The sequence below is a fragment of the Frankia sp. Hr75.2 genome (genome assembly GCF_949319125.1).
GTDB classification, from domain to species: Bacteria; Actinomycetota; Actinomycetes; order Frankiales; family Frankiaceae; genus Parafrankia; species Parafrankia soli.
The window spans coordinates 134,231-158,945 of sequence record NZ_CASGGV010000288.1; the positions used below are offsets into that span (position 1 = coordinate 134,231).

At 73.3% G+C, this 24,715-nt stretch carries 20 protein-coding genes; 17 read left to right on the forward strand and 3 right to left on the reverse strand.

What is annotated here, in order from left to right; all coding sequences use genetic code 11:
• The first annotated feature begins 5 nt into the window (after positions 1–5).
• The 3 genes from AC559T_RS20745 to AC559T_RS20755 all read left to right on the forward strand — a co-directional run bounded on the left by AC559T_RS20745 (position 6) and on the right by AC559T_RS20755 (position 2,709).
• Positions 6–866: a phosphatidylinositol mannoside acyltransferase gene (locus AC559T_RS20745; protein ID WP_071061699.1), complete on the forward strand. Its 861-nt coding sequence runs from the start codon at positions 6–8 to the stop codon at positions 864–866.
• Positions 867–879: 13 nt separating this feature from the next.
• Positions 880–2,013 carry a glycosyltransferase family 4 protein gene (locus AC559T_RS20750; protein WP_071061701.1) on the forward strand — a complete coding sequence of 378 codons (1,134 nt, stop codon included), beginning with the start codon at positions 880–882 and terminating at the stop codon, positions 2,011–2,013.
• Positions 2,014–2,145: 132 nt separating this feature from the next.
• Positions 2,146–2,709, forward strand: coding sequence for a hypothetical protein (locus AC559T_RS20755; RefSeq protein ID WP_112107089.1), 564 nt, complete (start codon positions 2,146–2,148; stop codon positions 2,707–2,709).
• Here AC559T_RS20755 and AC559T_RS20760 read toward each other — a convergent pair.
• Positions 2,622–3,341, reverse strand: a complete 720-nt coding sequence (locus tag AC559T_RS20760) for an LppU/SCO3897 family protein (protein WP_112107088.1) — start codon at positions 3,339–3,341, stop codon at positions 2,622–2,624. The two genes, AC559T_RS20755 and AC559T_RS20760, sit on opposite strands and share 88 nt — an antisense overlap.
• A 923-nt stretch (positions 3,342–4,264) precedes the next feature.
• On the opposite strand from AC559T_RS20760, the gene pdxS reads away from it, so the two are divergent.
• From pdxS to cutA, 13 genes are all read left to right on the forward strand, one after another.
• Positions 4,265–5,230: a pyridoxal 5'-phosphate synthase lyase subunit PdxS gene (gene pdxS / locus AC559T_RS20765; RefSeq protein ID WP_020462622.1), complete on the forward strand. Its 966-nt coding sequence runs from the start codon at positions 4,265–4,267 to the stop codon at positions 5,228–5,230.
• The gene (gene pdxT, locus AC559T_RS20770) at positions 5,227–5,838 is read left to right on the forward strand and encodes a pyridoxal 5'-phosphate synthase glutaminase subunit PdxT (protein ID WP_071061708.1); all 612 of its coding nucleotides are present in this window, start codon (positions 5,227–5,229) and stop codon (positions 5,836–5,838) included. The genes pdxS and pdxT overlap by 4 nt, the downstream gene beginning before the upstream one ends.
• Complete coding sequence (locus AC559T_RS20775; protein WP_071061710.1) at positions 5,835–6,590, forward strand: YebC/PmpR family DNA-binding transcriptional regulator; 756 nt, start codon at positions 5,835–5,837, stop codon at positions 6,588–6,590. The genes pdxT and AC559T_RS20775 overlap by 4 nt, the downstream gene beginning before the upstream one ends.
• Positions 6,591–6,705: 115 nt before the next feature.
• Positions 6,706–7,242 carry a crossover junction endodeoxyribonuclease RuvC gene (gene ruvC, locus AC559T_RS20780; RefSeq protein ID WP_498869789.1) on the forward strand — a complete coding sequence of 179 codons (537 nt, stop codon included), beginning with the start codon at positions 6,706–6,708 and terminating at the stop codon, positions 7,240–7,242.
• Positions 7,239–7,943 carry a Holliday junction branch migration protein RuvA gene (gene ruvA / locus AC559T_RS20785; RefSeq protein WP_112109209.1) on the forward strand — a complete coding sequence of 235 codons (705 nt, stop codon included), beginning with the start codon at positions 7,239–7,241 and terminating at the stop codon, positions 7,941–7,943. The genes ruvC and ruvA overlap by 4 nt, the downstream gene beginning before the upstream one ends.
• Positions 7,944–7,974: 31 nt before the next feature.
• Entirely contained in the window at positions 7,975–9,036 is a 1,062-nt protein-coding gene (ruvB, locus tag AC559T_RS20790) for a Holliday junction branch migration DNA helicase RuvB (RefSeq protein ID WP_112109208.1), read from the forward strand.
• Positions 9,037–9,148: 112 nt separating this feature from the next.
• Positions 9,149–9,679 (forward strand): preprotein translocase subunit YajC, encoded by a 531-nt coding sequence (gene yajC / locus AC559T_RS20795; protein WP_498869790.1) that lies wholly within the window; start codon positions 9,149–9,151, stop codon positions 9,677–9,679.
• A 236-nt stretch (positions 9,680–9,915) separates the two neighbouring features.
• Positions 9,916–11,916, forward strand: a complete 2,001-nt coding sequence (secD, locus tag AC559T_RS20800; protein WP_498869811.1) for a protein translocase subunit SecD — start codon at positions 9,916–9,918, stop codon at positions 11,914–11,916.
• A 1-nt stretch (position 11,917) separates the two neighbouring features.
• On the forward strand, positions 11,918–13,171 hold the full coding sequence (secF, locus tag AC559T_RS20805; protein ID WP_112109194.1) for a protein translocase subunit SecF: 1,254 nt from the start codon (positions 11,918–11,920) through the stop codon (positions 13,169–13,171).
• Between the two features lie 124 nt (positions 13,172–13,295).
• Entirely contained in the window at positions 13,296–13,850 is a 555-nt protein-coding gene (locus AC559T_RS20810; RefSeq protein ID WP_071061720.1) for an adenine phosphoribosyltransferase, read from the forward strand.
• Positions 13,851–14,052: 202 nt separating this feature from the next.
• Positions 14,053–16,644: a RelA/SpoT family protein gene (locus tag AC559T_RS20815; protein ID WP_112109195.1), complete on the forward strand. Its 2,592-nt coding sequence runs from the start codon at positions 14,053–14,055 to the stop codon at positions 16,642–16,644.
• A gap of 17 nt (positions 16,645–16,661) precedes the next feature.
• Positions 16,662–19,412 (forward strand): RelA/SpoT family protein, encoded by a 2,751-nt coding sequence (locus AC559T_RS20820; RefSeq protein WP_498869791.1) that lies wholly within the window; start codon positions 16,662–16,664, stop codon positions 19,410–19,412.
• Between the two features lie 194 nt (positions 19,413–19,606).
• Entirely contained in the window at positions 19,607–19,936 is a 330-nt protein-coding gene (gene cutA / locus AC559T_RS20825) for a divalent-cation tolerance protein CutA (protein ID WP_020462610.1), read from the forward strand.
• A 104-nt stretch (positions 19,937–20,040) separates the two neighbouring features.
• Here cutA and AC559T_RS20830 read toward each other — a convergent pair whose 3' ends face one another.
• Positions 20,041–21,507, reverse strand: a complete 1,467-nt coding sequence (locus tag AC559T_RS20830; RefSeq protein ID WP_071061728.1) for a helix-turn-helix domain-containing protein — start codon at positions 21,505–21,507, stop codon at positions 20,041–20,043.
• 200 nt (positions 21,508–21,707) lie between these two features.
• On the opposite strand from AC559T_RS20830, the gene AC559T_RS20835 reads away from it, so the two are divergent.
• The gene (locus AC559T_RS20835) at positions 21,708–23,516 is read left to right on the forward strand and encodes a DEAD/DEAH box helicase (RefSeq protein ID WP_498869792.1); all 1,809 of its coding nucleotides are present in this window, start codon (positions 21,708–21,710) and stop codon (positions 23,514–23,516) included.
• Between the two features lie 150 nt (positions 23,517–23,666).
• Here the strand turns inward: AC559T_RS20835 and AC559T_RS20840 are convergent, their stop codons facing one another.
• Entirely contained in the window at positions 23,667–24,527 is an 861-nt protein-coding gene (locus tag AC559T_RS20840) for a peptidylprolyl isomerase (protein WP_071061730.1), read from the reverse strand.
• Positions 24,528–24,715 lie beyond the last annotated feature (188 nt).

Sequence of the window (24,715 nt, forward strand, 5' to 3'; positions counted from 1 at the left end):
CGTCGATGACGTCCGCGGGGCGGGTGACGCTGCTCGGCTACGTGCTGGGGTGGCGTCTCGTCCGGCTGCTGCCCGAGCGCGTCGCCGCCTGGTGTTTCGCCCGCGCCGCGGATCTCGCCCACCGCCGTGGCGGGCGCGGGACGGCGCGGCTGCGCGCCAACCTGGCCCGGGTCGTGCCGCCGGGCACCGACCTCGACGCGCTGACCCGGTCCGCGCTGCGCTCCTACGCGCGGTACTGGATGGAGGTCTTCCGTCTCCAGGACATGCCGACCCGCCGGCTGATCGGCGCCATGCGGGTGCTCGACGAGGACCGGCTGCGCCGCGCGCACGCGACCGGCCGGGGCGTCATCCTGGCCCTGCCGCACATGGGGAACTGGGAACAGGCCGGGGCGTGGCTGGTGGCCACCGGCATCCCGTTCACGACGGTGGCCGAGCGGCTGCGCCCCGAGGAGCTCTTCGAGCGGTTCGTCCGGTTCCGCACCGCGCTCGGCATGGAGGTCATCCCGCTGACCGGCGGCACGCAACCGCCGTCGGACCTGCTGGCCGAGCGGCTGCGCGCCGGCGGCGCCCTGTGCCTGCTGGCGGACCGCGACCTCAGCTCCGCCGGGGTTGCCGTCACCTTCTTCGGGGCGACGGCGACCATGCCGCCGGGGCCGGCCGCGCTCGCGCTGCGCACCGGGGCGGTCCTGCTGCCGGTCACGCTGTGGTTCGACGACGACGGCTGGAGCGCGCGGATCCATCCCGAGGTCGAGCACACCGACATCCCGGCCATGACCCAGCGGCTCGCGGACGAGTTCGCCTCCGGCATCGCCGCCCATCCGTCCGACTGGCACATGCTCCAGCGGATCTGGCCCGACCGGTCATGAGGAGCAGCCGGCGGTGAGAATCGGACTCGCCTGCCCCTACACCTGGGACGTGCCCGGGGGCGTCCAGGCGCACGTGCGTGACCTCGCCGAGACGCTGCTCGACGCCGGGCACGAGGTCTCGGTGATCACCCCGGTGGACGACGAGTCCACGCTGCCGGCGTACGCCGTGGACGCCGGCCGCGCGGTGCCGGTGCCCTACAACGGCTCGGTGGCCCGGCTGCTCATGGGGCCGGTCTCGGCCGCCCGGGTGCGTCGGTGGCTGCGCGAGCACGACTTCGACGTGCTGCACGCGCACGAGCCGACCGCGCCCAGTGTCAGCCTGCTGGCCTGCATGCTCGCGGACGGTCCGCTGGTGGCGACCTTCCACACCGCCAACCCCAGGTCAAGGATCCTCACCGCGGGGCACCGCGCGCTGCGGCCGTCGCTGGAGAAGCTGCGGGCACGGATCGCCGTGTCCGAGGCGGCACGGCGCACGCTCGTGGAGCACCTCGGCACCGGCGCGATCCTCATCCCGAACGGAGTGGCCGTGCGGGCCTTCGAGGGCGCCCGCCCACTGCCCGGCTACGGCACCGCGCCGACGGTGGCGTTCCTCGGCCGGATCGACGAGCCGCGCAAGGGCCTGGACGTGCTGATGGCCGCGTTCCCGAGGCTCGTCGAGAAGGTGCCGGACGTCCGCCTGCTGGTCGCGGGCCCCGGCGACACCGAGGCGGTGCGCTCCCGCATCGACCCCGCGCTGCTCGGACGGGTCGACCTGGTAGGGCTCGTCCCGGAGGCCGACAAGGCCGCGGTGTTCGCCTCCGGCAGCGTGTACTGTGCCCCGAACACGGGGCAGGAGAGCTTCGGGATCGTGCTGCTCGAGGCGATGGCGGCCGGGACGCCGGTCGTCGCGAGCGACATCGACGCGTTCCGGCGGGTGCTCGACAACGGGCGGGCCGGGCGGTTGTTCGGGGTGGGGGAGCCGGCGGAGCTGGCGGCGAACCTGGCCGAGCTGATCGAGGACCCGGCCGAGCGAGCCCGGCTGGCCGAGCGCGGCCGCGCCGTCGTCGCCCGGTACGACTGGCGGGTGATCGCCCAGAGCATCGTCGGCGTGTACGAGATGGTCTCCGGTGACCGCCCGGTGTCGGTCGCCGCCCCCGAGGAGAGCTGAGCCGGCCGGCCGGTATCCCGCGGCGGCCGGATCGCGGCGCCGGCCGGTGTCCTGTGCCCGGCGATATCCCGCGCCGGCCGATATCACCGACCGGCCGTGACCTGTTCACCGGGGTTGACTACGCTGCGCGAGATGACAGTCGTGGTGGTCGTGGTGGTGGCCGTAGTGGTGATCGCCACCTACCTGACCTGGCTGGCGAGTCGGCTCGACCGGCTGGCCGGCCGGGTCGACGCGGCGCGCGCCGGCCTCGTGGTCCAGCTCATGGCCCGGGCCGACGCGGCGCACGAGCTCGCCCGCCGCCGTGACCTCGCCGAACTCGCCGACATGGCCGAGCGTGCCCGGGCCGGCCATGTCGCCCTGCTCGCCGGCGCCGGTCTGGGCACCACCGCGGAGGACGCGGAGAACGCGCTGAGCCGGGCGCTGCGCGCCCCGGCCGTCGTCGCCGTGGGGCAGCGCGCCCCGGAGGAGGTGCGCGCCGTCGACTCGGCGGCGGCCCGGGTGGCCCTGGCCCGCCAGTTCCACAACGACGCGGTCGGCGACGTCCGCTCGCTCGCCGGCCGGCGCCTGGTGCGGGTCCTGCACCTGTCGGGGCGCCGGCCGCTGCCCGCCTACTTCGAGATCGACGACGCGCTGCCCGCCCGGGAGGAGGACCCCCCGCCCCGTTCGGACGACCCGGCCGGGATCCCCGGAGCCTGAGCGCTCGCGTTGCGCGTCGTCCCCTGCTGGTCCGGCACGGCGCTCTGGTCGGGCTGCCCCGCGCCCGCGCCGGGCACCGGCCCGAGACACAGGACGAAGTCAGGCCCCGGCCCGGTCTGCGTGTAGCTCGCGGTCGTCTCCGTCCAGAGGTCGCACCGGGCGTCGGAGTCGCCGTCCAGCCTGGTCAGGACGACGTACTGGGCCTGCGGTGACGCGCAGTCGACGATCGAGATCCGCTGGCCGTCCCGGCGGACGCAGTCGCCGGAGCGGGCCCCCGCCTCACTCGGGTCGCTCGTCGCGATCGCCGCCACGACCAGCGCGAGCGCGAGGAGCGGGACCAACAGGCCGAGGGCCTCGGGCCGGCGGAACAGCGGGCGTCCCGGCCGCAGCGGCGGGGCGAGGGCGGGCCCCGGCGGGGGCAGCTTGCCGATCTTCGAGTGCTCGGTGAAGTTCAGCAGCAGGATCACCGGGGTGATGAACAGCGACGCGATGCCCCACCAGCCCTGCCAGAGCGTTCGCGCGTTCATGGCGCGCAGCGTCGCGGTGCCGCAGGTGCGGCAGAACGGTCCGTGCTCGGCGCGGAACCGCATGAAGATGATGAAGCCCTGGTGCCCGCGGATCGTCGCGGGCACGGCCGGGGCCGCACCGCAGATCCGGCACCGCGTCCCCCCGGGCCATCCGGCGGGCCCCGGCCGCGCCCACGGCTGGGGCCCCGCGGGCCCCGGCGCCGTGTACGGCCCGCCTGGCGCCGTGTACGGCCCGCCTGGCGCCGCGTACGGCCCGCCTGGCGGAGGCCCGGTCGGCGGCGGGGGGCCGGGGAAGGGCGGCGGGCCACCACCCGGCCGGCCCGGATACGGCCCGCTGGGTGCCGGCCCGGGGTAGGGCCCGGCGCCGGGCGGGGGCCCGTAGCCGCCGGGCGCGCCGCCACCCCACGGCGGCTGTCCAGGAGCAGGTTGCCCAGGTCCAGGCTGCGGGCCAGGCGGTCCACCGCCGTAGGGACTTGTCATGACTCTCCTGGAAGGTTCCGCGTCGTGGCACGGCAGGATACTGCGCTGGTCACCGGGCGGATATCGGTACGGACACCCGGTGTGCCCTCCGGTGCGCCGCCTGGTGCGGGGCCCCGGTGTGGAGATCGCCACCGTCGGTGGTGATCTCCACGATGCCGAAGATGGGGTAGGGCATGCGCGTCTCGGCCGTACCATGGAGCCGAATCCATGTCCGTCCGGGTCCGTCCGGCCCGGAACGACCACCGAACAGCCTGGTCCCCGCGTGGCCCGTGCCGGTCGGCCGGTCACCGGTCTCCCGGCCTCCGGCCGGGGCTCCCCGCACCGGGCCGCCGCCGTCGGTGCGCCGGCGCGGTGCCGCCGGCGCACCGGCGGCACCCGAACCGGCGGCGGACGCCACCGTCGGGCCGCCACCACCGGACGGGTCGGCACCACCGGACGGCTCAGCACCACTGGACGACGGGGTACCGCCGGCGGGTCCGCACCACCGCGGATCCCGTCCGGAGATCCCGTCCGAAGTACTTGTCCGAACTACCCGAAAGAGACGACACATGATGTCCGACGGCCTGACCGCCCCCGCCCCCGCCCCGGGCGCTTCGCCATCCGGCCCCGTCGCGCCGGCGGACGGCGCGGAGCGGCACGCCGGCACCGCCCGGGTCAAGCGCGGCATGGCGGAGATGCTCAAGGGCGGCGTCATCATGGACGTCGTCACCCCCGAGCAGGCCCGCATCGCCGAGGAGGCGGGCGCCGTCGCGGTCATGGCGCTGGAGCGGGTGCCCGCGGACATCCGGGCGCAGGGCGGCGTGGCGCGGATGAGCGACCCCGACATGATCTCCGGGATCATCGAGGCGGTCTCGATCCCGGTCATGGCCAAGGCCCGCATCGGGCACTTCGTCGAGGCGCAGATCATCCAGGCGCTGGGTGTGGACTACGTCGACGAGTCCGAGGTCCTCACCCCGGCGGACCCGAACCACCACATCGACAAGTGGGGCTTCACGGTTCCCTTCGTCTGCGGAGCGACGAACCTGGGCGAGGCGCTGCGGCGGATCTCCGAGGGTGCCGCGATGATCCGCTCGAAGGGCGAGGCGGGCACCGGCGAGGTCTCCAACGCCGTGGTGCACATGCGCACGATCCGGTCGGAGATCGCGCGGCTGTCGGGGCTGCCGTCCGAGGAGCTCTACGCCGCGGCCAAGGAGCTGCGTGCGCCGGTGGAGCTGGTCACCGAGGTCGCGCGGCTGGGCCGGCTGCCGGTCGTGCTGTTCACCGCGGGCGGCATCGCCACCCCGGCCGACGCGGCGCTGATGATGCAGCTCGGCGCGGACGGCGTGTTCGTCGGCTCCGGCATCTTCAAGTCCGGCGACCCGGCGCGGCGCGCCCGGGCGATCGTCGAGGCCACGACCATGTACAACGACCCCGGCGTGCTGGCGAAGGTGTCGCGCGGCCTCGGTGAGGCCATGGTCGGCATCAACGTCGGCGAGCTCCCGCCCGAGGCGCGCTTCGCCGCCCGCGGCTGGTGAGCGTCCCGCGGATCGGCGTCCTGGCGCTGCAGGGCGATGTGCGCGAGCACGTCCGCGCCCTGCGCGAGGCCGGAGCCGACGCCGGTGAGGTGCGCCGGGCCGGTGAGCTCGCCGAGCTGGACGGCCTGGTCCTGCCCGGTGGCGAGTCCACTACGATCGGGCGGTTGCTGCGCGTGTTCGACCTGCTCGAACCGCTGCGGGCCGCCGTGGCCGGTGGTCTGCCGGTGTTCGGCTCGTGCGCGGGCATGATCCTGCTCGCGCAGGACGTGATCGACGGCCGCCCGGGCCAGCCGCTCATCGGTGGGCTCGACGTGGTCGTCCGGCGCAACGCATTCGGCCGCCAGGTGGAGTCGTTCGAGACCGACCTGGTGGTGGACGGCGTCGACGGGCCGGCGGTGCACGCCGTCTTCATCCGGGCACCGTGGGTAGAAAAGGCGGGGGACGGCGTCGAGGTACTGGCCCGGGTCGCCGACCGGCCGGTCGCGGTCCGGCAGGGGCCGCTGCTGGCCACGTCGTTCCATCCTGAACTGACGGGGGACATCCGGGTGCACCGGCTGTTCGTGGAGATCGTCCGATCCGAGCTCGGGCTCAAGAGGGGCAGGTCATGAGCGGTCACTCCAAGTGGGCGACCACCAAGCACAAGAAGGCGGTCGTCGACGCACGCCGGGGCAAGCTGTTCGCCAAGCTGGTCAAGACCGTCGAGGTCGCGGCCAAGACGGGCGGCGGCGACCCGGCCGGCAACCCGACGCTGGCGGACGCGATCGCCAAGGCGAAGTCCCAGTCGGTGCCGAACGACAACATCGACCGGGCCATCAAGCGGGGCTCCGGCGAACTCGCCGGCGGGGTGAGCTACGAGTCGGTCACCTACGAGGCCTACGGGCCGAGCGGGGTCGCCGTGCTCGTCGAGTGCCTCACCGACAACCGCAACCGGGCCGCCTCCGACGTCCGGGTCGCGATCACCCGCAACGGCGGCACCCCGGCCGACCCGGGCTCGGTGTCGTACCTGTTCAACCGCAAGGGCGTCATCCTGATCGACAAGACGCCCGACCTCACCGAGGACGACATCCTCCTGGCCGTGCTGGACGCCGGGGCGGAGGAGGTCAACGACGTCGGGGAGGCGTTCGAGGTCGTCTCCGAGGCCACCGACCTGCACGCCGTGCGGGTGGCGGCGGCGGAGGCCGACCTGACGGTCGCCTCGGCGGACATCTCCTGGCTGCCCTCGGTGAGCGTCCCGCTCGACGCGGAGCCGGCCCGGAAGGTCCTCAAGCTGGTCGAGGCGCTCGAGGATCTCGACGACGTCCAGAACGTCTGGTTCAACGCGGACATCTCCGACGACGTGATGGAGCTCGTCTCCAGCTGAGCCCGCGCCGTCCGGGTACTGCCGGGCGGTCGCCTGTTCGGCGTGTCGTGGATGTCGGTGTTGCCCCGGCCACTAGGATCGAACGGATGTTCGTCAGTGTGGTCGGGAGGGCTCGGTGCGTGTACTCGGAGTCGACCCGGGGCTGACCCGCTGCGGCCTCGGGGTGGTCGACGGCGGCCCCGGCCGCCGGGCCAGCCTGGTCGAGGTCGGCGTGGTGCGCACGCCTGCCTCGGACGAGGTGGCCGACCGGCTGCGGGCCGTCTTCGAGGGCGTGGACGAGTGGCTGGACCGGGTCCGCCCGGACGCGGTCGCGGTCGAGAAGGTTTTCAGCCAGGCCAACGTGCGCACGGTGATGGGCACCGCGCAGGCCGGCGCGGTGGCCATCGTCGCCGCGGCCCGGCGCGGGCTGCCGATCGGTCTGTACACGCCGAGCGAGGTCAAGGCCGCCGTCACCGGCAGCGGGCGCGCGGACAAGGCCCAGGTGGGGTTCATGGTGACGAAGCTGCTGGATCTTCCGGAGGCGCCGCGCCCGGCGGACGCCGCCGACGCGCTCGCCCTGGCCCTGTGCCATCTGTGGCGCGGGCCGGCACTGGCCCGGATGCGCGCCGCGACCCCCGCGCGGAGCCCGGGCGTGCCGGGTGGCCGGCGATGATCGCGTCGGTCAGCGGCACGGTGGAGGTGCTCTCGCCCGGCTCGGCGGTCGTCGACGTCGGCGGCGTCGGCGTCCTGGTGTGGTGCACGCCGTCGACGCTGGCCCGGCTGCGGGTCGGCGAGCGCGCGCGGTTGGCGACGACCCTCGTCGTCCGGGAGACCGAGCTGACGCTGTACGGGTTCCGCGACGCCGACGAGCGGGACGTCTTCGAGATCCTGCAGGGCGCGGCCGGGGTGGGGCCCAGGCTCGCCCAGGCTGTCCTCGGCGTGCACAGCCCGGACGTCATCCGTCGGGCTGTCGCGGAGGAGGACCTGGCCACGCTCACCAAGGTGCCGGGCATCGGCCGCAAGAGCGCCCAGCGCATCGTGCTCGACCTGCGGGACAGGCTCGGCCCGCCGTCATCCCCGGTCCCGCCGCCGCGCGCCGCGGCGCCGCCGCCGGCCGCCGCGGATCCGCGTCTCGGCGCCGCGGGCGAGCAGGTCCGGGACGCGCTGGTCGGCCTCGGTTACTCCGCGAAGGAGGCGCTGGACGCGGTGGTTGCGGCTCGGACGGCGCTGCACGGCCCCGGCGACGGTGCGGCCGTGACCGACGGCGGTGACGGCGTGACGGGTGACGGCGCGGCGGGCGGCGCGGACCCCGCCGGTCCGGTCGACCCCGCGGCGCTGCTGCGGGCGAGCCTCGCCGTGCTGCGGCCGCGATGACGCCCCGGATGACGACGCCCTGGAGGTCGCCGTGAGCGGCGAGGGCCTGGTCTCGGCGGCGGCGGCCCCCGAGGAGCAGGCGTTCGAGGCCGGCCTGCGCCCGAAGAACCTGGACGAGTTCGTCGGCCAGCGCAAGGTGCGGGAGCAGCTTTCGATCATGCTCGAGGGGGCGCGCGGCCGCGGCCGCCCGCCTGACCACGTGCTCCTGTCCGGTCCACCCGGGCTGGGTAAGACAAGCCTGGCGATGATCATCGCCGAGGAGCTCGGCGTGCCGCTGCGGATGACCAGCGGCCCGGCGATCGAGCGGGCCGGTGACCTGGTGGCGATCCTGACCGCGCTCACGCCCGGCGAGGTGCTCTTCCTCGACGAGATCCACCGCATCGCCCGTCCCGCCGAGGAGCTGCTGTACGCGGCGATGGAGGACTTCCGCGTCGACGTGGTCCTCGGCAAGGGCCCGGGCGCGACGGCGATCCCGCTCGACCTGGCGCCGTTCACGCTGGTCGGCGCCACGACCCGCTCCGGCCTGCTGACCGGCCCGCTGCGGGACAGGTTCGGCTTCACCGGCCACATGGACTTCTACGACGCCGCCGAGCTCGCGCTGGTGCTGACGCGCTCGGCCCGGCTGCTCGGCGTCCAGCTGACCGAGGGCGGCGCGGTCGAGGTGGCGGGCCGCTCCCGGGGCACCCCGCGGATCGCGAACCGGCTGCTGCGCCGGGTTCGCGACTACGCGGAGGTCCGTGCCGACGGTGTGGTCTCCCGTGAGGTCGCCCGCGCCGCCCTGCGGATCTACGACGTGGACGCTCTCGGTCTGGACCGGCTCGACCGGGCGGTGCTCGACGCGCTGGTCCGCCGGTTCGGCGGCGGGCCGGTGGGGCTGAGCACCCTTGCCGTGGCGGTGGGCGAGGAGGCCGACACGGTCGAGGACGTCTCGGAACCGTTCCTGCTCCGGGCCGGCCTGCTGATCCGCACGGCCCGGGGGAGGGTGGCGACCCCGGCCGCGTTCACCCACCTGGGCCTCGAGCCCCAGTCGGACCAACTCGGCAGGTCACAGGCACCGGCGGCCCTGTTCGGGGAGGACCCGCCGGCGTCCTGAACCGCCGTCCGGGTGGGTCGGCCGGTGCCTTCGGGGAACACACCACCGGCCTGCCCGCTGTGGGTGTGGCGCGGATACGTACGATCAGCCGCGACACCCAGGAGGGCGGGACGTGCAGGTAATCGCGGCCGTGACAAGCGCGGCGGACAACAACGGCGGCAGCTCCATCAGTGGGCTGATCTTCCCAATACTGATCGTCCTTCTGATCGTCTACTTCTTCTCGACCCAGCGGCGCCGTGCGCGTGCGCAGCAGCAGCAGCTTTCCCAGATCGTCCCCGGCACGCTGGTCCTGACCACCGCCGGCCTCTACGCGACCGTCGTCGAGATGGACGGCGCCGACGTCCTGCTGGAGATCGCGCCGGACGTCGTCTGCCGGTTCGGCCGCAGCGCGATCGCCCGGGTGATCAGCACGCCCGGCCAGGACGGCGACACGGACGAGGACACCGACGGCCATCCGGACACCGACGGTCACCCGGACACGGACGGACCCGGCCCGGACGCGACCGGGAAGTCCCTCGGTGGCGACTCCGGCACGGGGAGCGGGGACGCCGGCACCGGTGCCGGCGGAGCGACCGGCGGCGGGGCCGGCCGCGGTGCCGAGAGCACGGACGACGCCGCGCGGCCGCCGCGCAAGGAACTGTAGGGCGCGCCGTGGCTGTAGGGCGTTTCGCGCCCCCTTGCGCCCGGTTCAGGGGGCGCGCGGGCGGCCGCTAGGGGTCTGTGGTGCGGCCGTGGTGCCTGCCGTCGCTGACCGTCACGCGCCTGTCGGCAGCCGGTGGTGTCACAGCCGGGCCGTCGGAACGTACCCTCGGTGACACTCGTTCGGAATCGTTGAGCGCCGCCGGGATCGGTGACGGTGTGTGAGGAAGGGACTTGGCGTTGGCACGTCGCTCGGCACGAGCCTCCGGAGGCGTCTCCGTCGGCGCCCGGCTCGGAGTACTCGGTGCTCTGCTCGCCGTCCTCTATGGCCTGATGGCCGTCACCGGGGTCTGGACGCCCAAGCTCGGCCTGGACCTCCAGGGCGGGACAAGCGTCATCCTCACCCCGCGTTCGATCACCGGCGGATCGGTCGACAACGGGGCTCTCAACAAGGCCGTGGACATCATCCGTGAGCGGGTGGACGGCCTCGGCGTGGCCGAGGCCGAGGTCCGCCGCGCGGGTAACACCATCGAGATCTCCGTGCCGGGCCGCGGCCGCAACGACGTCGTCGACCTGGTGGGCCAGACCGCTGAGCTGCGCTTCCGCGAGGTCTACCGGGCCGACGTCGCGCAGTCGGCTCCCGCGCCGGCCGCGACACCCGCCCCGGGTGCGACGCCGACGCCGGGCGCCACACCCGCTCCGGCCGACATCGCGCCGGCGCCGACGGCCACCGCGCCCGCCTCGCAGCGGCCCGCCGCGCTCGGGCCCGCCCCGGGCATCGGCGAGCAGCCCGGCCTGGTGGCCCAGCCCGCCAGCTTCACGAGCGGGTCCGGGAGCTCCGGGCCCCGCATCGAGCTCGCGGCCGCGACCAACCAGTCCGCCTCGCCCGCGCCGGCCGCCGCTCCCACGGCCAGCGCGCCCGCCGCCACACAGCCGGCCGCGACCGACCCGGCCGCGACCAGTCCGGCCGTGACCGATCCGAACGCGGCGGTCGACCCGAACGCGCCGACGCCGCCCGCCGACGTCGCGGACAAGTTCGCCAACCTCACCTGCTCGGCCACCGGCGTGCGGAGCACCTCGGTGAGCCTGGACCGCCCCGAGGACTGGATCGCCGCCTGCGACCGCAACGGGACGACCAAGTACCTGCTCCAGCCCGCGGCCCTCGTGGGTACCGACGTGTCCACCGCCTCGGCGGGCCTGCTCAGCAGCGGTGGCGGGAGCACGAGCGTCACCACCGGCCAGTGGGTCGTCAACGTCGACTTCACCGGCTCCGGCCAGACCAAGTTCACGAACCTGACCGAGAAGACGATCGGCAAGCAGGTCGCGATCGTGCTCGACGGCATCGTCCAGTCGGCGCCGCAGACGAACGAGCGGATCGCCGGCTCAGCGCAGATCTCGGGGAGCTTCTCCCAGTCCGACGCCGAGGACCTCGCGAACGTCCTGCGCTTCGGCGCGCTGCCGCTGGCCTTCGAGCGCTCGCAGGCCGAGTCGGTCTCCCCGACCCTGGGCCGCGAGTCACTGCACGGCGGGCTGCTGGCCGGCGCCATCGGGCTCGGCCTGGTGATCATCTACTCGTTCCTGTACTACCGGGCGCTGGGCATCGTCGTGATCGCCTCGCTGGGGGTCAGCGCGGCGCTCATCTACGCCTCGGTCGTCCTGCTCGGCGACGCGATCGGGTTCACCCTGACGCTCGCCGGCATCGCCGGACTGATCGTGTCGATCGGTGTGACAGCCGACTCGTTCGTCGTCTACTTCGAACGGATCAAGGACGAGGTCCGGGCCGGCCGCAGCGTACGGACCTCCGTCGAACGGGCCTGGCCGGCGGCCCGGCGCACCATGCTGTCCGCGGACACCGTGTCCTTCCTCGCCGCGGCGGTGCTCTACGTCCTGTCGGTCGGGTCGGTCCGGGGCTTCGCCTTCACCCTCGGCCTGTCGACGCTCATCGACGTCCTGATCATGTTCATCTTCACCCGTCCGCTGGTCACCGCGCTGGTCCGGCGGCCGTTGTTCAGTACCAGCCGTTTCTCCGGCCTGATGGTGCGGTCGACCGGCGGTGCCGCCGCGGCGGACCGGCCGCGACTGACCCGGCGCGCGGACGCGGGCGCTCCCGGCGCCGAGGACGGCGGCCCACGGGCCGCCGGTGACCTTGACCCGCCGGATCCAGGACCCCGGCTCGAGAAGCCGGGCACGGGGCCGCGGGTGGCGGGCCGACGTACGGCCGGACAGAGGCGGGAGCACTGACATGTCGTTGATAGGTCGGCTCTACCGCAGCGAGTTCAGCGTCGACTTCGTCGGCCGTCGCCGTGTCTGGTACATCGTGTCCGGCGTGCTGATCACGATCTGCGCCCTCAGCATGATCTTCCGGGGATTCTCCCTCGGTATCGAGTTCTCCGGCGGCGCCGTCTTCCAGTTCCCGTCGAACGGCGGGACGGTCGAGCAGGTCGACAGCCTTCTGAGCAAGAACGGGATCGACACGTCCGACAGCGTCGTCCAGCAGCTCGAGACGTCCCGCCAGTTCCGGGTGCAGACGCCCACGCTGACCGACCAGCAGACCGAGGCGCTGCAGAAGGACTTCGCGACGAACTTCCACGTCGCCAACCCGGACGAGGACATCGCCGTCTCGACCGTCGGGTCGTCCTGGGGATCGACGATCACGAGCAAGGCGATCCAGGGCCTGATCGTGTTCCTCGTCCTGGTGATGATCTATCTGTCGATCCGGTTCGAGTGGAAGATGGCGGCGGCGGCGATGGCCGCGCTCATCCATGACCTCATCGTCACGATGGGTGTCTACTCGCTCGTCGGCTTCGAGGTCACCCCGTCCACGGTCATCGCCGTCCTGACCATCCTCGGCTTCTCGCTGTACGACACGGTGGTCGTCTTCGACCGGGTCCGCGAGAACACGGCGGGGATGGCGACGTCCTCGCGGCGCACCTACGCCGAGGCGACCAACGACGCGCTCAACGAGACGCTGGTCCGCTCGCTGAACACATCCCTGATCGCGCTCATCCCGGTGGCCTCGCTGCTGTTCGTCGGCGCCGGCCTGCTGGGCGCCGGCACGCTCAAGGACCTCGCCCTCGCCCAGTTCGTCGGCATCGCCTCGGGCACCTACTCCTCGCTGTTCTTCGCCACCCCGCTGCTGGTCGACCTCAAGCGAGGTGAGCCGGCGGTGAAGGCACTCGACGCCCGGGTGCTGCGGGCGCGGGCGAGCGCCGCCCGCGCGGCCAAGACGACCGAGTCCGGAGGCGGCGGCCGGCCGGCGGCGCGCCGCGGCGCGGATCCGGAGACGGCCGTCCCACTGGCCGACCCGGACTCGGACCGGCGCGACGACGGCCGGGATCCGGCGGACACTGTCGGCATCGCCACCGGGATGCGCGCGGCCCCGGCCGGGGCCGCCAGCGGCGCGGCCGGGCGTGGTGGCATGCCGTCGGCCCAGCGCCGCGCCCCGAACCGCAAACCGTCCCAGCGCGGCCGCCCGAGCGGCAAGAAGCGACGCTAGGGGCGGCCCGCCGCGACGGAGTAACAGAGGCAGAACCACGACCGGCAGAACCACGACCGGCACGACATCGGCGCGAACCGCCGCCCGCGGGGCGGCGACAACGAAGATCGGAGAGGTCACCACGATGACAAGCGTCGACAGCCAGCCGGACCTGAGCGCGGCCGAGGCCGTGCTGGGCGCCCACGTGCGCGACGTCATGGACTTCCCCAAGCCGGGAGTCGTCTTCAAGGACATCACCCCGCTGCTCTCGACTCCGGCCGCCTTCGGAGTGGTCGTCGGTGCGCTGGCGGACCTCGCCCGCGGGCTGGGCGCCACCACGATCGCCGGCATCGAGGCGCGTGGCTTCCTGCTGGCCGCCCCGGTCGCCGACCGGGTCGGCGCCGGCATCGTCCCGATCCGCAAGCAGGGCAAGCTGCCCGGCCGGACCCGCAGCGAGGCGTACGCGCTGGAGTACGGGACGGCCGTCCTGGAGATCCACGAGGACGCCGTCCCGACGGGTGAGCGGGTCCTGATCGTCGACGACGTGCTCGCCACCGGCGGCACCGCGGCCGCCGCGCACACCCTGCTGCGCGGGTGCGGCGCCGACGTGGTGGGGCTGGCGGTGCTGATGGAGCTGACCTTCCTCTCCGGGCGCGACCGGACCGGCACGCTCGACATCACCTCGATCATGAAGATCTGACCGTGTCCGGCGCGTCGCCCGTGTCCGGTCACGGTTCGTGACCGGCGCTCGGCATTGACGCGAACGGCCTGCCCGCCGGCCTCCGGCGCGGCCCTGGCCGGGCGGGGTTGCGGAAGGCCCGGCGCCCCCGCAGCGTTAACCTCGACGTCAGGAGCCCTTCGCACATCCGTGCCACGGCTGAAGTGCTAAGCAGGAGCGGCCTGTGCCTGAGGCGCCGGTGACCACCGGATCCGTGCCGACGGCCGCGTCATCCGCCGGGGATACGCGGCCGGTCCAGGCTGCCCTGTCCGCGACCGACCGCACGCCGTCCACCGCCGACCGCACGCCGCTCGCGGGCGGCCAGCTCCCGCGCACCGGGCCGTCCGCCGCGCACGGCGGCCGCGACGGCGCCGAGGGCGGGTCGGGGTCCTCGCCCGTCCCGGACGCCACCGGAGAGGACGCCGAGAGCGGCTCGCCGGTGGTGCCGCGGCTGGGCCACGAGTCGCCTCCGCTGCCTCGCCGGGTCCGCCGCTTCTCCCGGCTGGGGGCGCACCGCGCCACGCCGCCCTCGTCGCTGGATCCGGTGCTGCGGGGGCTGGTCGCGAACCACCCGCGGATGGACATCGGGCCGGTGCAGCGGGCGTTCGAGGTGGCCGACGCGGCCCACGCCGGGCAGGTCCGTTTCTCCGGGCACCCGTACATCACCCATCCGATCGCGGTCGCCAGCATCCTGGCCGATCTCGGCATGGACATCCCGACGCTGTGCGCCGCGCTGCTGCACGACACCCTGGAGGAGACCGACCTCCCGCCGGAGACGATCGAGGCCGAGTTCGGCCCGCAGGTGCTGCAGATCGTCGACGCCGTCAGCAAGCTCAACCGGGTCAAGGTCGGCGAGGCCGCGCAGACCGAGACCATCCGCCGGATGGTCGTCGCCATGGCGCGCGACCCGCGGGCCCTGGTGGTCAAGCTCGCTGACCGCCTGCACAACATGCGGACGCTGCGCTTCCTGCCCGAGCACAAGCAGGAACGCAAGGCGCGCGAGACGCTGGAGATCTACGCGCCGCTGGCCCACCGCCTCGGGATGAACTCCCTCAAGTGGGAGCTGGAGGACCTGGCCTTCGCGGCGCTGTTCCCGAAGCGCTACGACGAGATCGTCCGCCTTGTGGCCGACCGGGCGCCCAGCCGCGACGTCTACCTCACCGAGACGTCCACGCAGGTGCAGACGCAGCTGGCCGAGGCGAGGATCAAGGCCGTGGTGACCGGCCGGCCGAAGCACTACTACTCGATCTACCAGAAGATGGTCGTCCGCGGCCGGTCCTTCGAGGACATCTACGACCTCGTCGGCATCCGGGTCCTGGTCGACTCGGTGCGGGACTGCTACGCGGCGCTGGGCACCGTCCACGCGAACTGGAAGCCGATCCCGGGCCGGTTCAAGGACTACATCGCGATGCCCAAGTACAACATGTACCAGTCGCTGCACACGACGGTCATCGGGCCCGAGGGCAAGCCGGTCGAGCTGCAGATCCGCACGCACTCGATGCACAACCGGGCCGAGTACGGCATCGCGGCGCACTGGAAGTACAAGGAGGACGGCTCCGGCGCGGGCTCCCGGTCCGGCGGCTCCCGCTCGTCGGGCTCGTCGGCGTCGCGGCGGGCCGCCGCGAACAGCGGCGCCGGGGGCACCGACCCGAACCTGCGCAACTGGCTGCGCCAGATCCTGGACTGGCAGCGCGAGACGGCCGACCCGGGGGAGTTCCTCGACAGCCTGCGCTTCGACATGGCCGACGACGAGGTCTTCGTCTTCACGCCGAAGGGCGACGTCATCCCGCTGCCGGTCGGGTCGACGCCGATCGACTTCGCCTACGCCGTACACACCGACATCGGCCACCAGTGCGTCGGCGCCCGGGTCAACGGCCGGCTCGCGGCGCTCGACACCGCGCTGGAGAACGGCGACACGGTCGAGGTCTTCACCTCGCGGGCCCACTCGGCCGGCCCGAGCGAGGACTGGCTGACCTTCGTCCACTCGTCCCGCGCCCGGACGAAGATCCGCCAGTGGCACGCCCGGGAGCGCCGCGAGGACGCGATCGTCGCCGGCCGGGACGCGATCGGCCGGGCGATGCGCCGCCACGGCCTCCCGCTGGCCCGCCTGATGACCGGCGACGCGCTGCTGACCCTGGCGAAGGACATGCGCTACGCCGACGTCGCTGCGCTGTACGCGGCGGTCGGAGAGAAGAACATCAGCGCGCAGGCGGTGGTGAACCGGCTGCTACAGGGGCTCGGCGGTCCCGAGGGCGCCGAGGAGGACGCGGCCGAGATCGAGCTGCCGATCCGGGCCCTGCGCCGGGCCACCGGTGACGCCGGCGTGCTCGTCACCGGTTCCCCGGACGTGTGGGCCAAGCTGGCCCGCTGCTGCACGCCGATGCCCGGCGACGCCATCGCCGGCTTCGTCACCCGGGGCAAGGGCGTGTCGGTGCACCGTGCCGACTGCGTCAACCTCGCCGGCCTGCGGGGCGGCCCGCACGACCGGACGGTCGAGGTGGAGTGGGCGCCGTCATCGGGCTCGGTCTTCCTGGTGGTGATCCAGGTGGAGGCGCTGGACCGGACCCGGCTGCTCTCCGATGTGACCAGGGTGCTGTCCGACCACCACGTCAACATCCTCTCCGCGTCGGTCACCACGACGCGCGAGCAGGTGGCGGTCAGCCGGTTCACCTTCGAGATGGGCGACGCCAAGCATCTCGGTCACATCCTCGACGCCGTCAGATCCACCGACGGTGTGTACGACTGTTTCCGAGTCACCTCGGACGCACAGAGCTGACTGCGAGGGGGCACGCCGTGAATGCTGAGGCCGCGGGAGCGGGTCTGCCGGCGGGCGGCGGCTTCTCGCCCGCACTGCCCGCACTGTCCAGGGCGGACGGTGACGCGGACTCCCGGACGATCGCCGCGGCCCGCCAGGCCAGCATGCGCCTGGCGCACCTGGCCCGCCGGATGGCCGCGCCGCGCACCCCGCAGGTGCCCCCCGAGCTGCGCGATCTCGTCGAGGCGCACCGGGACTTCCATCCCAGGGCCGACATCAGCGCGGTGATCCGCGCCTACTCGGTGGCGGACGGCCTGCACGCCGGCCAGACCCGGCGCAGCGGCGACCCGTACATCAGCCATCCGCTGGCCGTCGCCGAGGTGCTCGCCGAGCTCGGTGTCGACACGACGACCCTGATCGCCGCGCTGCTGCACGACACGGTCGAGGACACCGGCTACACCCTCGAGTCGGTCGCCGCAGAGTTCGGCGGGGAGGTCGCCAACCTCGTCGACGGTGTCACCAAGCTCGACAAGATGCGTTTCGGTGAGGCCGCCGAGGCCGAGACGCTGCGCAAGCTGATCGTCGCGCTCGCCCGCGACTACCGCGTCCTGGTCATCAAGATCGCCGACCGGCTGCACAACATGCGGACCCTCGGCTTCATGTCACCGGCCAAGCAGCAGAAGATCTCCCGGGTCACGCTCGAGGTCCTCGCTCCGTTGGCGCACCGCCTCGGGGTGAGCGTGATCAAACGGGAGCTCGAGGACCGCGCGTTCGCGGTGCTCGACCCCGAGGAGCACCGCCGGATCTCCACCGTCGTCGACGACTTCACCACCGCCGAGCGGGCGAGCGGTGTGCTCGCCGCGATGGTCACGCGGATGCGCGCCGGCCTCGCCGAGGCCCGGGTGGACGGCGCGGTGTCCATCCGGACCAGCCACATCTTCTCGATCTACAAGCGCGGCCAGGAACGCGGCCGCCAACCGCGCGACTACAACGACATCGTCCGGGTGCTCGTGCTCGTCGACGACATCACGGACTGCTACGCCTCGCTGGGTGTCATCCACGGGATCTGGCGACCGGTGCCCGGGCGGCTGCGCGACTTCGTGGCGACCCCCAAGTTCAACATGTACCAGAGCCTGCACACCAGCGTGATGGACGAGACCGGGCGCACGATCGACATCCAGATCCGGACCCCGTCCATGCACCGCCTGGCCGAGACCGGGATCGTCGCGAAGCCCGTCGGCCCCGGCGCGGACGGCGCCCGCCTCGAAGGGCTCTCCTGGCTGCACAGCCTGCTCGACTGGCAGGTCGACACCGTCGACCCGGGGGAGTTCCTGGAGTCGCTGTCGTCCGACCTGAACTCCGACGAGGTGCTCACCTTCACCCCCAAGGGCAAGATGATCGCCCTGCCGGCGCGCTCGTCGCCGGTCGACGTGGCCTACGCGGTCCACACCGACGTCGGCCACCGGGCCATCGGAGCCCGGGTGAACGGCCGGCTCGTGCCGCTGCACACCCGGCTGCGCAACGGCGACGTCGTCGAGATCCTCACCTCGAACCTGCCCGGCGCCGGCCCGAGCGAGGACTGGCTCGAGTTCGTGCGGACGTCCCGCGCCCGGGTCCGGATCCGCAAGCGGCTGGCCCGGCAGCGACGCGACGCGCAGGCCCGGGCCACCCAGGCGGCCGCGGACCGGTCGCTGGTGGTGACCGAGCGTGCGGCCTCCGACGCCCGCGCCGCGGGCGCGCCGTGGACAGCCCGGGGAGCGGGCGCGGGGGGCGGCGGGCGGGTCACCCGGCTGCGCCCGTCCGCGCAGCCCGCCCGGGTGGCGGACACGGTCGACCCGAATGGTCCCCGGGGCGGCGTCGACGGGACCGCGGGCTCGTCGCGCGCCCATTCCGGTGGTTCGACAATGCGCGCCGGTTCTCCACGTACCGGCGGCGCGGCTTCCCTGGGCGGTTCGATTATCTCGGGCGAACCCGCCGGATTGAACGGTTCCGCCGGGCTGAACGGCGCGGCCGCATTGAATGGCACGGCCGGTCCGCAGGAATCCGTGAGATCGGGTGACAGCGCCACTTCGGGCGACAGTGCCTCTTTGGACGCCGCAGCCGGCCCGGGAGGGTCTGGTGGTCAGGGCCGAGACGCCCGTTCCGGTGGCTCCAGGGGCTCAGGGGAGGACAGCGCGCTGTCCCGGGGCGCGCGGCGTACGCGGCGTTCCACCGCGGCACAGCGTGGTGATCGCCCGGGTGGCCCGGACGGGCCCGGCACGGGGAGTTCCCAGGGCTGGGAATCCGCCTCGTCCGCGGGGGGTGACGGTTCCGCGCGCCGGGGAACACAGAACTGGGCGGGCTTCGCCGAGATCGACGGCGCGGATGTGCCGGTGCGGCTCGCGCGATGTTGTCTTCCGCTCCCGGGCGACACGGTCGTCGGCTTCACCACGCACAGCAGCTCGGTCTCTCTTCACCGGCAGGAATGCGCGAACGTCGCCGCTTCGGCGTCCTCGCGCGAGCAGGTGACCGTCAAGGGGTGGACCGCTCCGGAGAGTCAGACCTTCCCCGCAGAAATCGCCGTGGAGGCGTTCGACCGCTACGGATTGCTGGCGGATATCACCGAGGTCCTCTCGGACACCTCCGCCTCGGTGCGGGCGGCGTCCACGTCGACATCCGAGGACAGGGTGGCGCGCGCTCGCTTCACCATCGAGGTCACCGGCCCGGACCAGCTCGACCGCGTGCTGGCGGCCGTGCGCGGGGTAGGCGGCGTGTACGACTGTTACCGGGCATGTCAAACAACGGTATGACGCCGCGTGGCCGCGCGGGAGATTTATGCTCTCCGTGTCGCTATGACCCCGGAAGTCGCGTTTCCCCGCATTCCGGGCAGCGGTGGAGATCGCGTCGAATGTGCCTGTCGCCGCCGTCGCGGAAAATCGACGGTGGCGCGGGAGATACGATGTAGAGTATCCCGTGTAGCCATCGGTGATGGGTGGGAGTACGCGTGGGATACCTTCAGGTCATCACGAGCATCGACTCACCGGACGCCGCGGATCGTATCGGCAGGGCTCTCGTCGAGCGGCGCCTCGCCGCCTGTTTCCAGGTGGTCGGGCCGATTCGGAGCACTTATCGCTGGAACGGCGAGATCGAACAGTCCGAGGAATGGCTGTGTCTCGCCAAAACAACTACCGACCGGGTGACCGAGCTGATCACGGAGCTCTCCGCCGCGCATCCCTACGAGACGCCGGAGATCATTGCGACTCCGATCGTGCATGGGCATACGGACTATCTCGACTGGATCTCGGCGGAGACCGAACCGACGGTCCACAACTGAGACATCCCGGCGCTGAGACATCCCGACATCCCGACATCCGGGCCGCCCGGTTGCCGGGATGTGCCCGGCAGCCGGCCTCCGGTGGGCGCCGGCCGCGGGGGCGCTCAGGTGAGCGCGCGGAGCTGCTCGTCGAGGTCGCGGACGGCCTGCGTCTGCTGCCAGGGCCGCAGATGCTCCCGGACGCGGCGGACCCTGGTCAGCCCGAGGGAGAAGTCGGTCGCCGCGACGATGGCGAGCGACTCGGTCGCGTACTGGGTGGCGGCCTCGATCTCCCGGCGCTGGATGTGGACCTCGGCGATGTCACCGAGCAGCAGGGACCGCTTCTTGGTGCCGCTGTGCGGGGTGGTGGCGCGCAGTGCCTCGGTCGCCGCCGCGTGGGCCGCGGCCGGGCGCCGCAGCCGGGTGTAGGTCGTGACCTTGATGCCGTCCAGACGGCCGCGGTCGAAGAACTGTGTCCAGACCCGGTCGCCGTCGTCGGCGCGGTCGAACGCGTCCTGGGCGCGGTCGAGGGCGGCCAGCGCGGCCCGCCCCTCACCGCGGGCCGCCTGCTCCTCGGCCTCCCGCCCGGCCAGCCAGGCCTTCGTCATGACGGTGCTGCCCGTCGCGGCGCGGCGCTGCGCCTCGGCCAGCAGTGCGCAGGCCTGGTCGTGACGGCCGATGCCCGCGCTGTGATAGCTCTCGTAGCCCAGCACGCAGGCCCACAGCGCGCTGTCGTCGGCCTCCCGCGCAGCCTCGATGGCGACCCGGTAGTAGGCCAGGGCCGAGGGGACGTCGTTCATGTCGAAGGCGAGCCAACCGGCCAGGGCGGCGGTCTCGCCGGCCGTGGAGGCGAGGTCCCGGCGGACCGGCGAGCGGCCGCTGGACTCCAGGAGCTGCGTGAGCGTCCCCAGATGCCCGGTGACCCGGGGGAACAGGGCCCGGGCCGGAACCCGCTCCTCGAGGCCGTACAGGCCCGCGGTGCAGCGGCTCAGCTCGTCCGCGAGCTCGGGGGTGACCGTGGTGCGCCGGCGCAGCGCGGCGGACAGCCGCTCCCAGGGCGCGTCGTCGCCACCCATGCCCAGCGGGACGACCGCGACACCGCCGGCCGCCGCGAACAGCCGCAGAAACCCGCGCCGCTCCACCGGGAGAGCGTTGTGCAGGCCGGCGTCGGCCTCGGCGGCCTGCAGGAGCAGCGTGCCGGCCGGCACGATCTCCCGGGAGGCCTTGTCCGCGCCGGACGCGTGCGCCGGAAGCCCCGTGTTGGGGTCGTCGTCCACGAAGCCGAGCTCCGCCGACGACCGCTCGAACAGGGCCCGCAGGAGCCGCTGGTAACGAAGGCTGGGCTTTTTATCGCCCTTCTCCCATTTGCAGATCATATTTCCCGTCACGCCGGCCTCACGGCCCTCGTGTATGACGGAAAAACGCCGGATCTCACTGGCCAGTCGTTCCTGCGACCAACCGCGTTCCTCCCGGCAGGTACGCAACCGCACGTTCGGAGTGCGGGTGATCCCGGCCGATGCCGGCCTGTGGTCGTTCGCCTGCGCAGTCCTCGGCGTGGCGCGACCAGCCGACGGTCCTGTCGAGCGCTGCATCGGGACCTCCGAGTCAAGCGGTTGACTTCAGGAGCTTAACCCTGAGTTAGCAAAGACGGTGATACCCCCTGTGTGGTCCTTCGGTGACAAGAAAGCGACAAATCATGGCACCGGTTGAGCTGCCCACAGGGAGTGGCCGGGTGGCGCCGCGGTGCGCGGCGTCGTCGTCCGGCTGGCGCACCACCATAGAGTCTGATGTCGTGAGAGTCGGACCCCTGCCTCAGAGCTCCAGCGGGCAAGGCCCCGGCGGGCGAGGCCCCCGCGCGCGCGGCGAGGCCCGGCCCCTGCGGGCATGGCAACGCGCAGCCCTGGAGACCTACCGGTCGCGCAGCGCGTCCGGCGGCCGCGACTTCCTGGCCGTCGCGACCCCGGGCGCCGGCAAGACGACGTTCGCGCTGGAGATCGCCGCCGACCTGTTGGCCGCGGGCGAGGTGCGTTCGGTGACCGTGGTCGCCCCGACCGAGCACCTCAAGCGGCAGTGGGCCAACGCCGCCTCCGCGGTCGGGATCGACCTGGACCCGACCTTCCGCAACTCGGCCGGCGCCACCGCGTCGGACTACACCGGGGTCGCGGTCACCTACGCCCAGGTCGCCGCGCACCCCGCCCTGCACCGCATGCGCACGGCCGCGCGCCGCACGCTGGTGATCCTCGACGAGATCCACCACGCGGGCGACGCCCTGTCCTGGGGCGAGGCGGTCCGGGAGGCGTTCGAGCCGGCCGCCCGCCGGCTCGCGCTCACCGGAACCCCGTTCCGGTCCGACGTCAACCCGATCCCGTTCGTGACCTACCTGCCCGACGCCGAGGGCGTGACGCGCAGCGTCGCGGACTCCTCCTACGGCTACGCCGAGGCGCTGCGTGACGGTGTGGTCCGTCCCGTGCTCTTCCTCGCCTACTCGGGTGAGATGTCCTGGCGCACCAGCGCCGGCGCGGAGCTCAGCGCCCGGCTCGGCGAGCCGCTGAACAGCGAGCAGACCGCGGCAGCGTGGCGCACGGCCCTCGACCCCCGCGGAGACTGGATGCCCGCGGTCCTGGCCGCCGCCGACACCCGGCTCTCCCAGGTGCGCCGGGGCGGGATGCCGGATGCCGGAGGCCTGGTCATCGCGACCGACCACACCAACGCCCGCGCCTACGCCGGCCTGCTGCGGCGGATCACCGGCGTGTCTCCCGTGATCGTCCTCTCCGACGACCCGACCGCCAGCACGAAGATCGCCACGTTCCGTGAGTCGACGGACCGGTGGATGGTCGCCGTCCGCATGGTCAGTGAGGGCGTGGACGTCCCCCGCCTGGCGGTCGGCGTGTACGCCACCTCGGCCTCGACGCCGCTGTACTTCGCCCAGGCCGTCGGCCGGTTCGTCCGTGGCCGCGGACGCTCGGAGACGGCGTCGGTGTTCCTGCCCAGCGTCCCGTCGCTGCTGGCACTCGCCGGCGAGATGGAGGTCCAGCGCGACCACGCGCTCGACAAACCGCAGCGTGAGCCGGACGCGTTCGACGACGACGCGCTGCGCGAGGCCAACCGCCGCCGCGACACCCCCGAAAAGCCCGACACCCTGTTCACCGCGCTCGGCTCCTCCGCCCAGCTCGACCGGGTGATCTTCGACGGCGGCGAGTTCGGCACGCCGGCCGCCTCCGGCTCCCTCGAGGAGGAGGACTTCCTGGGTCTGCCGGGCCTGCTCGAGCCCGACCAGGTCGCGACCCTGCTGCGCCAGCGCCAGGCGGCGCAGCAGGCCGCCGCGGCGAAGGCGCGGCCCGCGGCCGGCGAACCCGTGGTGCCGGCCGCGCGGCAGGGGGAGGCGGGCACCGACCCGGCCGACCGGCCCGTCCACGAGCAGATCGGCGACCTGCGGCGCGAGCTGAACAAGCTTGTCGCCGCGCACTACCATCGCACCGGAAAGCCGCACGGGATGATCCACGCCGAGCTGCGCCGCTCCTGCGGCGGCCCGCCGAGCGCCCAGGCCAGCACGGCCCAGCTTCAGGCCCGGATCGACACGATGCGCCGCTGGGCCGGCTGAGCCGCCCCGCCGACCCCGGTCAGACCCAGCCCGGCGACCCTCCGTCGGCCTCGTCCAGCGCGCCGGTCCTCGTCCGTCCAGGTTGTTCCGCCGCCCCGTCCCGGGCGGTCAGTCCGGGGCGGGGCGGCGGGGCGATGGGGCGGATCGAGGTCAGGGCCCCTGGGTGATCTCGATCGACTTGATCTGCGGCTTGCTGGCCGGCGCGCCGTCCGACCCGCCGCCCTCGACACCCGGGGACGTCAGCTTGTCCAGGACGTCGAGGCCCTCGGTGATGTGGCCGAAGACGGTGTAGCCGCCGGCGAGCGCCGCGGCGCCCTGCTGGCTCGGGTCGGCGTAGTTGATGAAGAACTGGCTGCCGTTGCTGTCCGGCTGGCTGCTGTGCGCCATGGCCAGGACACCCCGGTTGTAGTTCACGCCCTCGGTGTTCTCGTTGGCGTAGCCGAAGCCCGGGCCGCCCATCCCACTGCCGGTCGGATCCCCGCACTGCAGCACGTTGATGCCGGCGTCGGCGCCACCCGTCTGCCGGTGGCAGGCGGTGTCGTTGTAGAAGCCCGCCTCGGCGAGCGTGCGCAGCGCGTTCACCGTGCAGGGAGCCTTGTCCGCGTCGAGCGCGGCCGTCATCGTGCCCTGGTCGGTGGTGATGACCATGGTGGCGGGGGCCTTGTTCACCGTGGCGGCGGCCGTCGGGAGCCCCACCGGGCGGGACGGCGACTCGCCGCTCGAGGTGTAGACGCAGTCACCGACCTTGCTCGTCTGCCCGGCCGGCACCGCCGGTGCCGCCGACGCCGACGGGTTGGCCGCGGGATCGGTCGCGCTGAGATTGTCGTTGTCCCCGCCGCCGCTGAGCAGGACCGCGGCGATCACCGAGCCGACGATGGCCACCACGGCCACCGCCGCGACGATCGTCAGGCGGCGTTGCCGTCGCTGGTACGCCTGGCGGCGGCGCTGCGCCTGGCGCGCCGCCCGCGCGGCGGCTATCTCGCGCTGCCGCCGTTCCTTCGTGCTCGACACCCTCGCCGGCCTCCCGCTCCTCGTCAGCGTGACTACCGGATGGTCATCAGGTCGTCACCAGGTCATCCGTCCATCAGGTGATCGGCCCCGGCCGGCAATCCTCGTCAGCGTGCCGGCACCGGTCCGCCACGAGTGTGCGCATCCGGACCTGTGCGCGACCTGTGAGCCGCGCGTAGTCCGTCCGGGGC

Excerpts from the sequence above, each read along its gene's own strand:
- AC559T_RS20745 (WP_071061699.1), top strand. The coding sequence starts at position 6 with ATGACGTCCGCGGGGCGGGTGACGCTGCTCGGCTACGTGCTGGGGTGG.
- AC559T_RS20755 (WP_112107089.1), top strand. The coding sequence starts at position 2,146 with ATGACAGTCGTGGTGGTCGTGGTGGTGGCCGTAGTGGTGATCGCCACC.
- pdxS (WP_020462622.1), top strand. The coding sequence starts at position 4,265 with ATGATGTCCGACGGCCTGACCGCCCCCGCCCCCGCCCCGGGCGCTTCG.
- AC559T_RS20775 (WP_071061710.1), top strand. The coding sequence starts at position 5,835 with ATGAGCGGTCACTCCAAGTGGGCGACCACCAAGCACAAGAAGGCGGTC.
- ruvA (WP_112109209.1), top strand. The coding sequence starts at position 7,239 with ATGATCGCGTCGGTCAGCGGCACGGTGGAGGTGCTCTCGCCCGGCTCG.
- secF (WP_112109194.1), top strand. The coding sequence starts at position 11,918 with ATGTCGTTGATAGGTCGGCTCTACCGCAGCGAGTTCAGCGTCGACTTC.
- AC559T_RS20810 (WP_071061720.1), top strand. The coding sequence starts at position 13,296 with ATGACAAGCGTCGACAGCCAGCCGGACCTGAGCGCGGCCGAGGCCGTG.
- AC559T_RS20830 (WP_071061728.1), bottom strand. The coding sequence starts at position 21,507 with ATGCAGCGCTCGACAGGACCGTCGGCTGGTCGCGCCACGCCGAGGACT.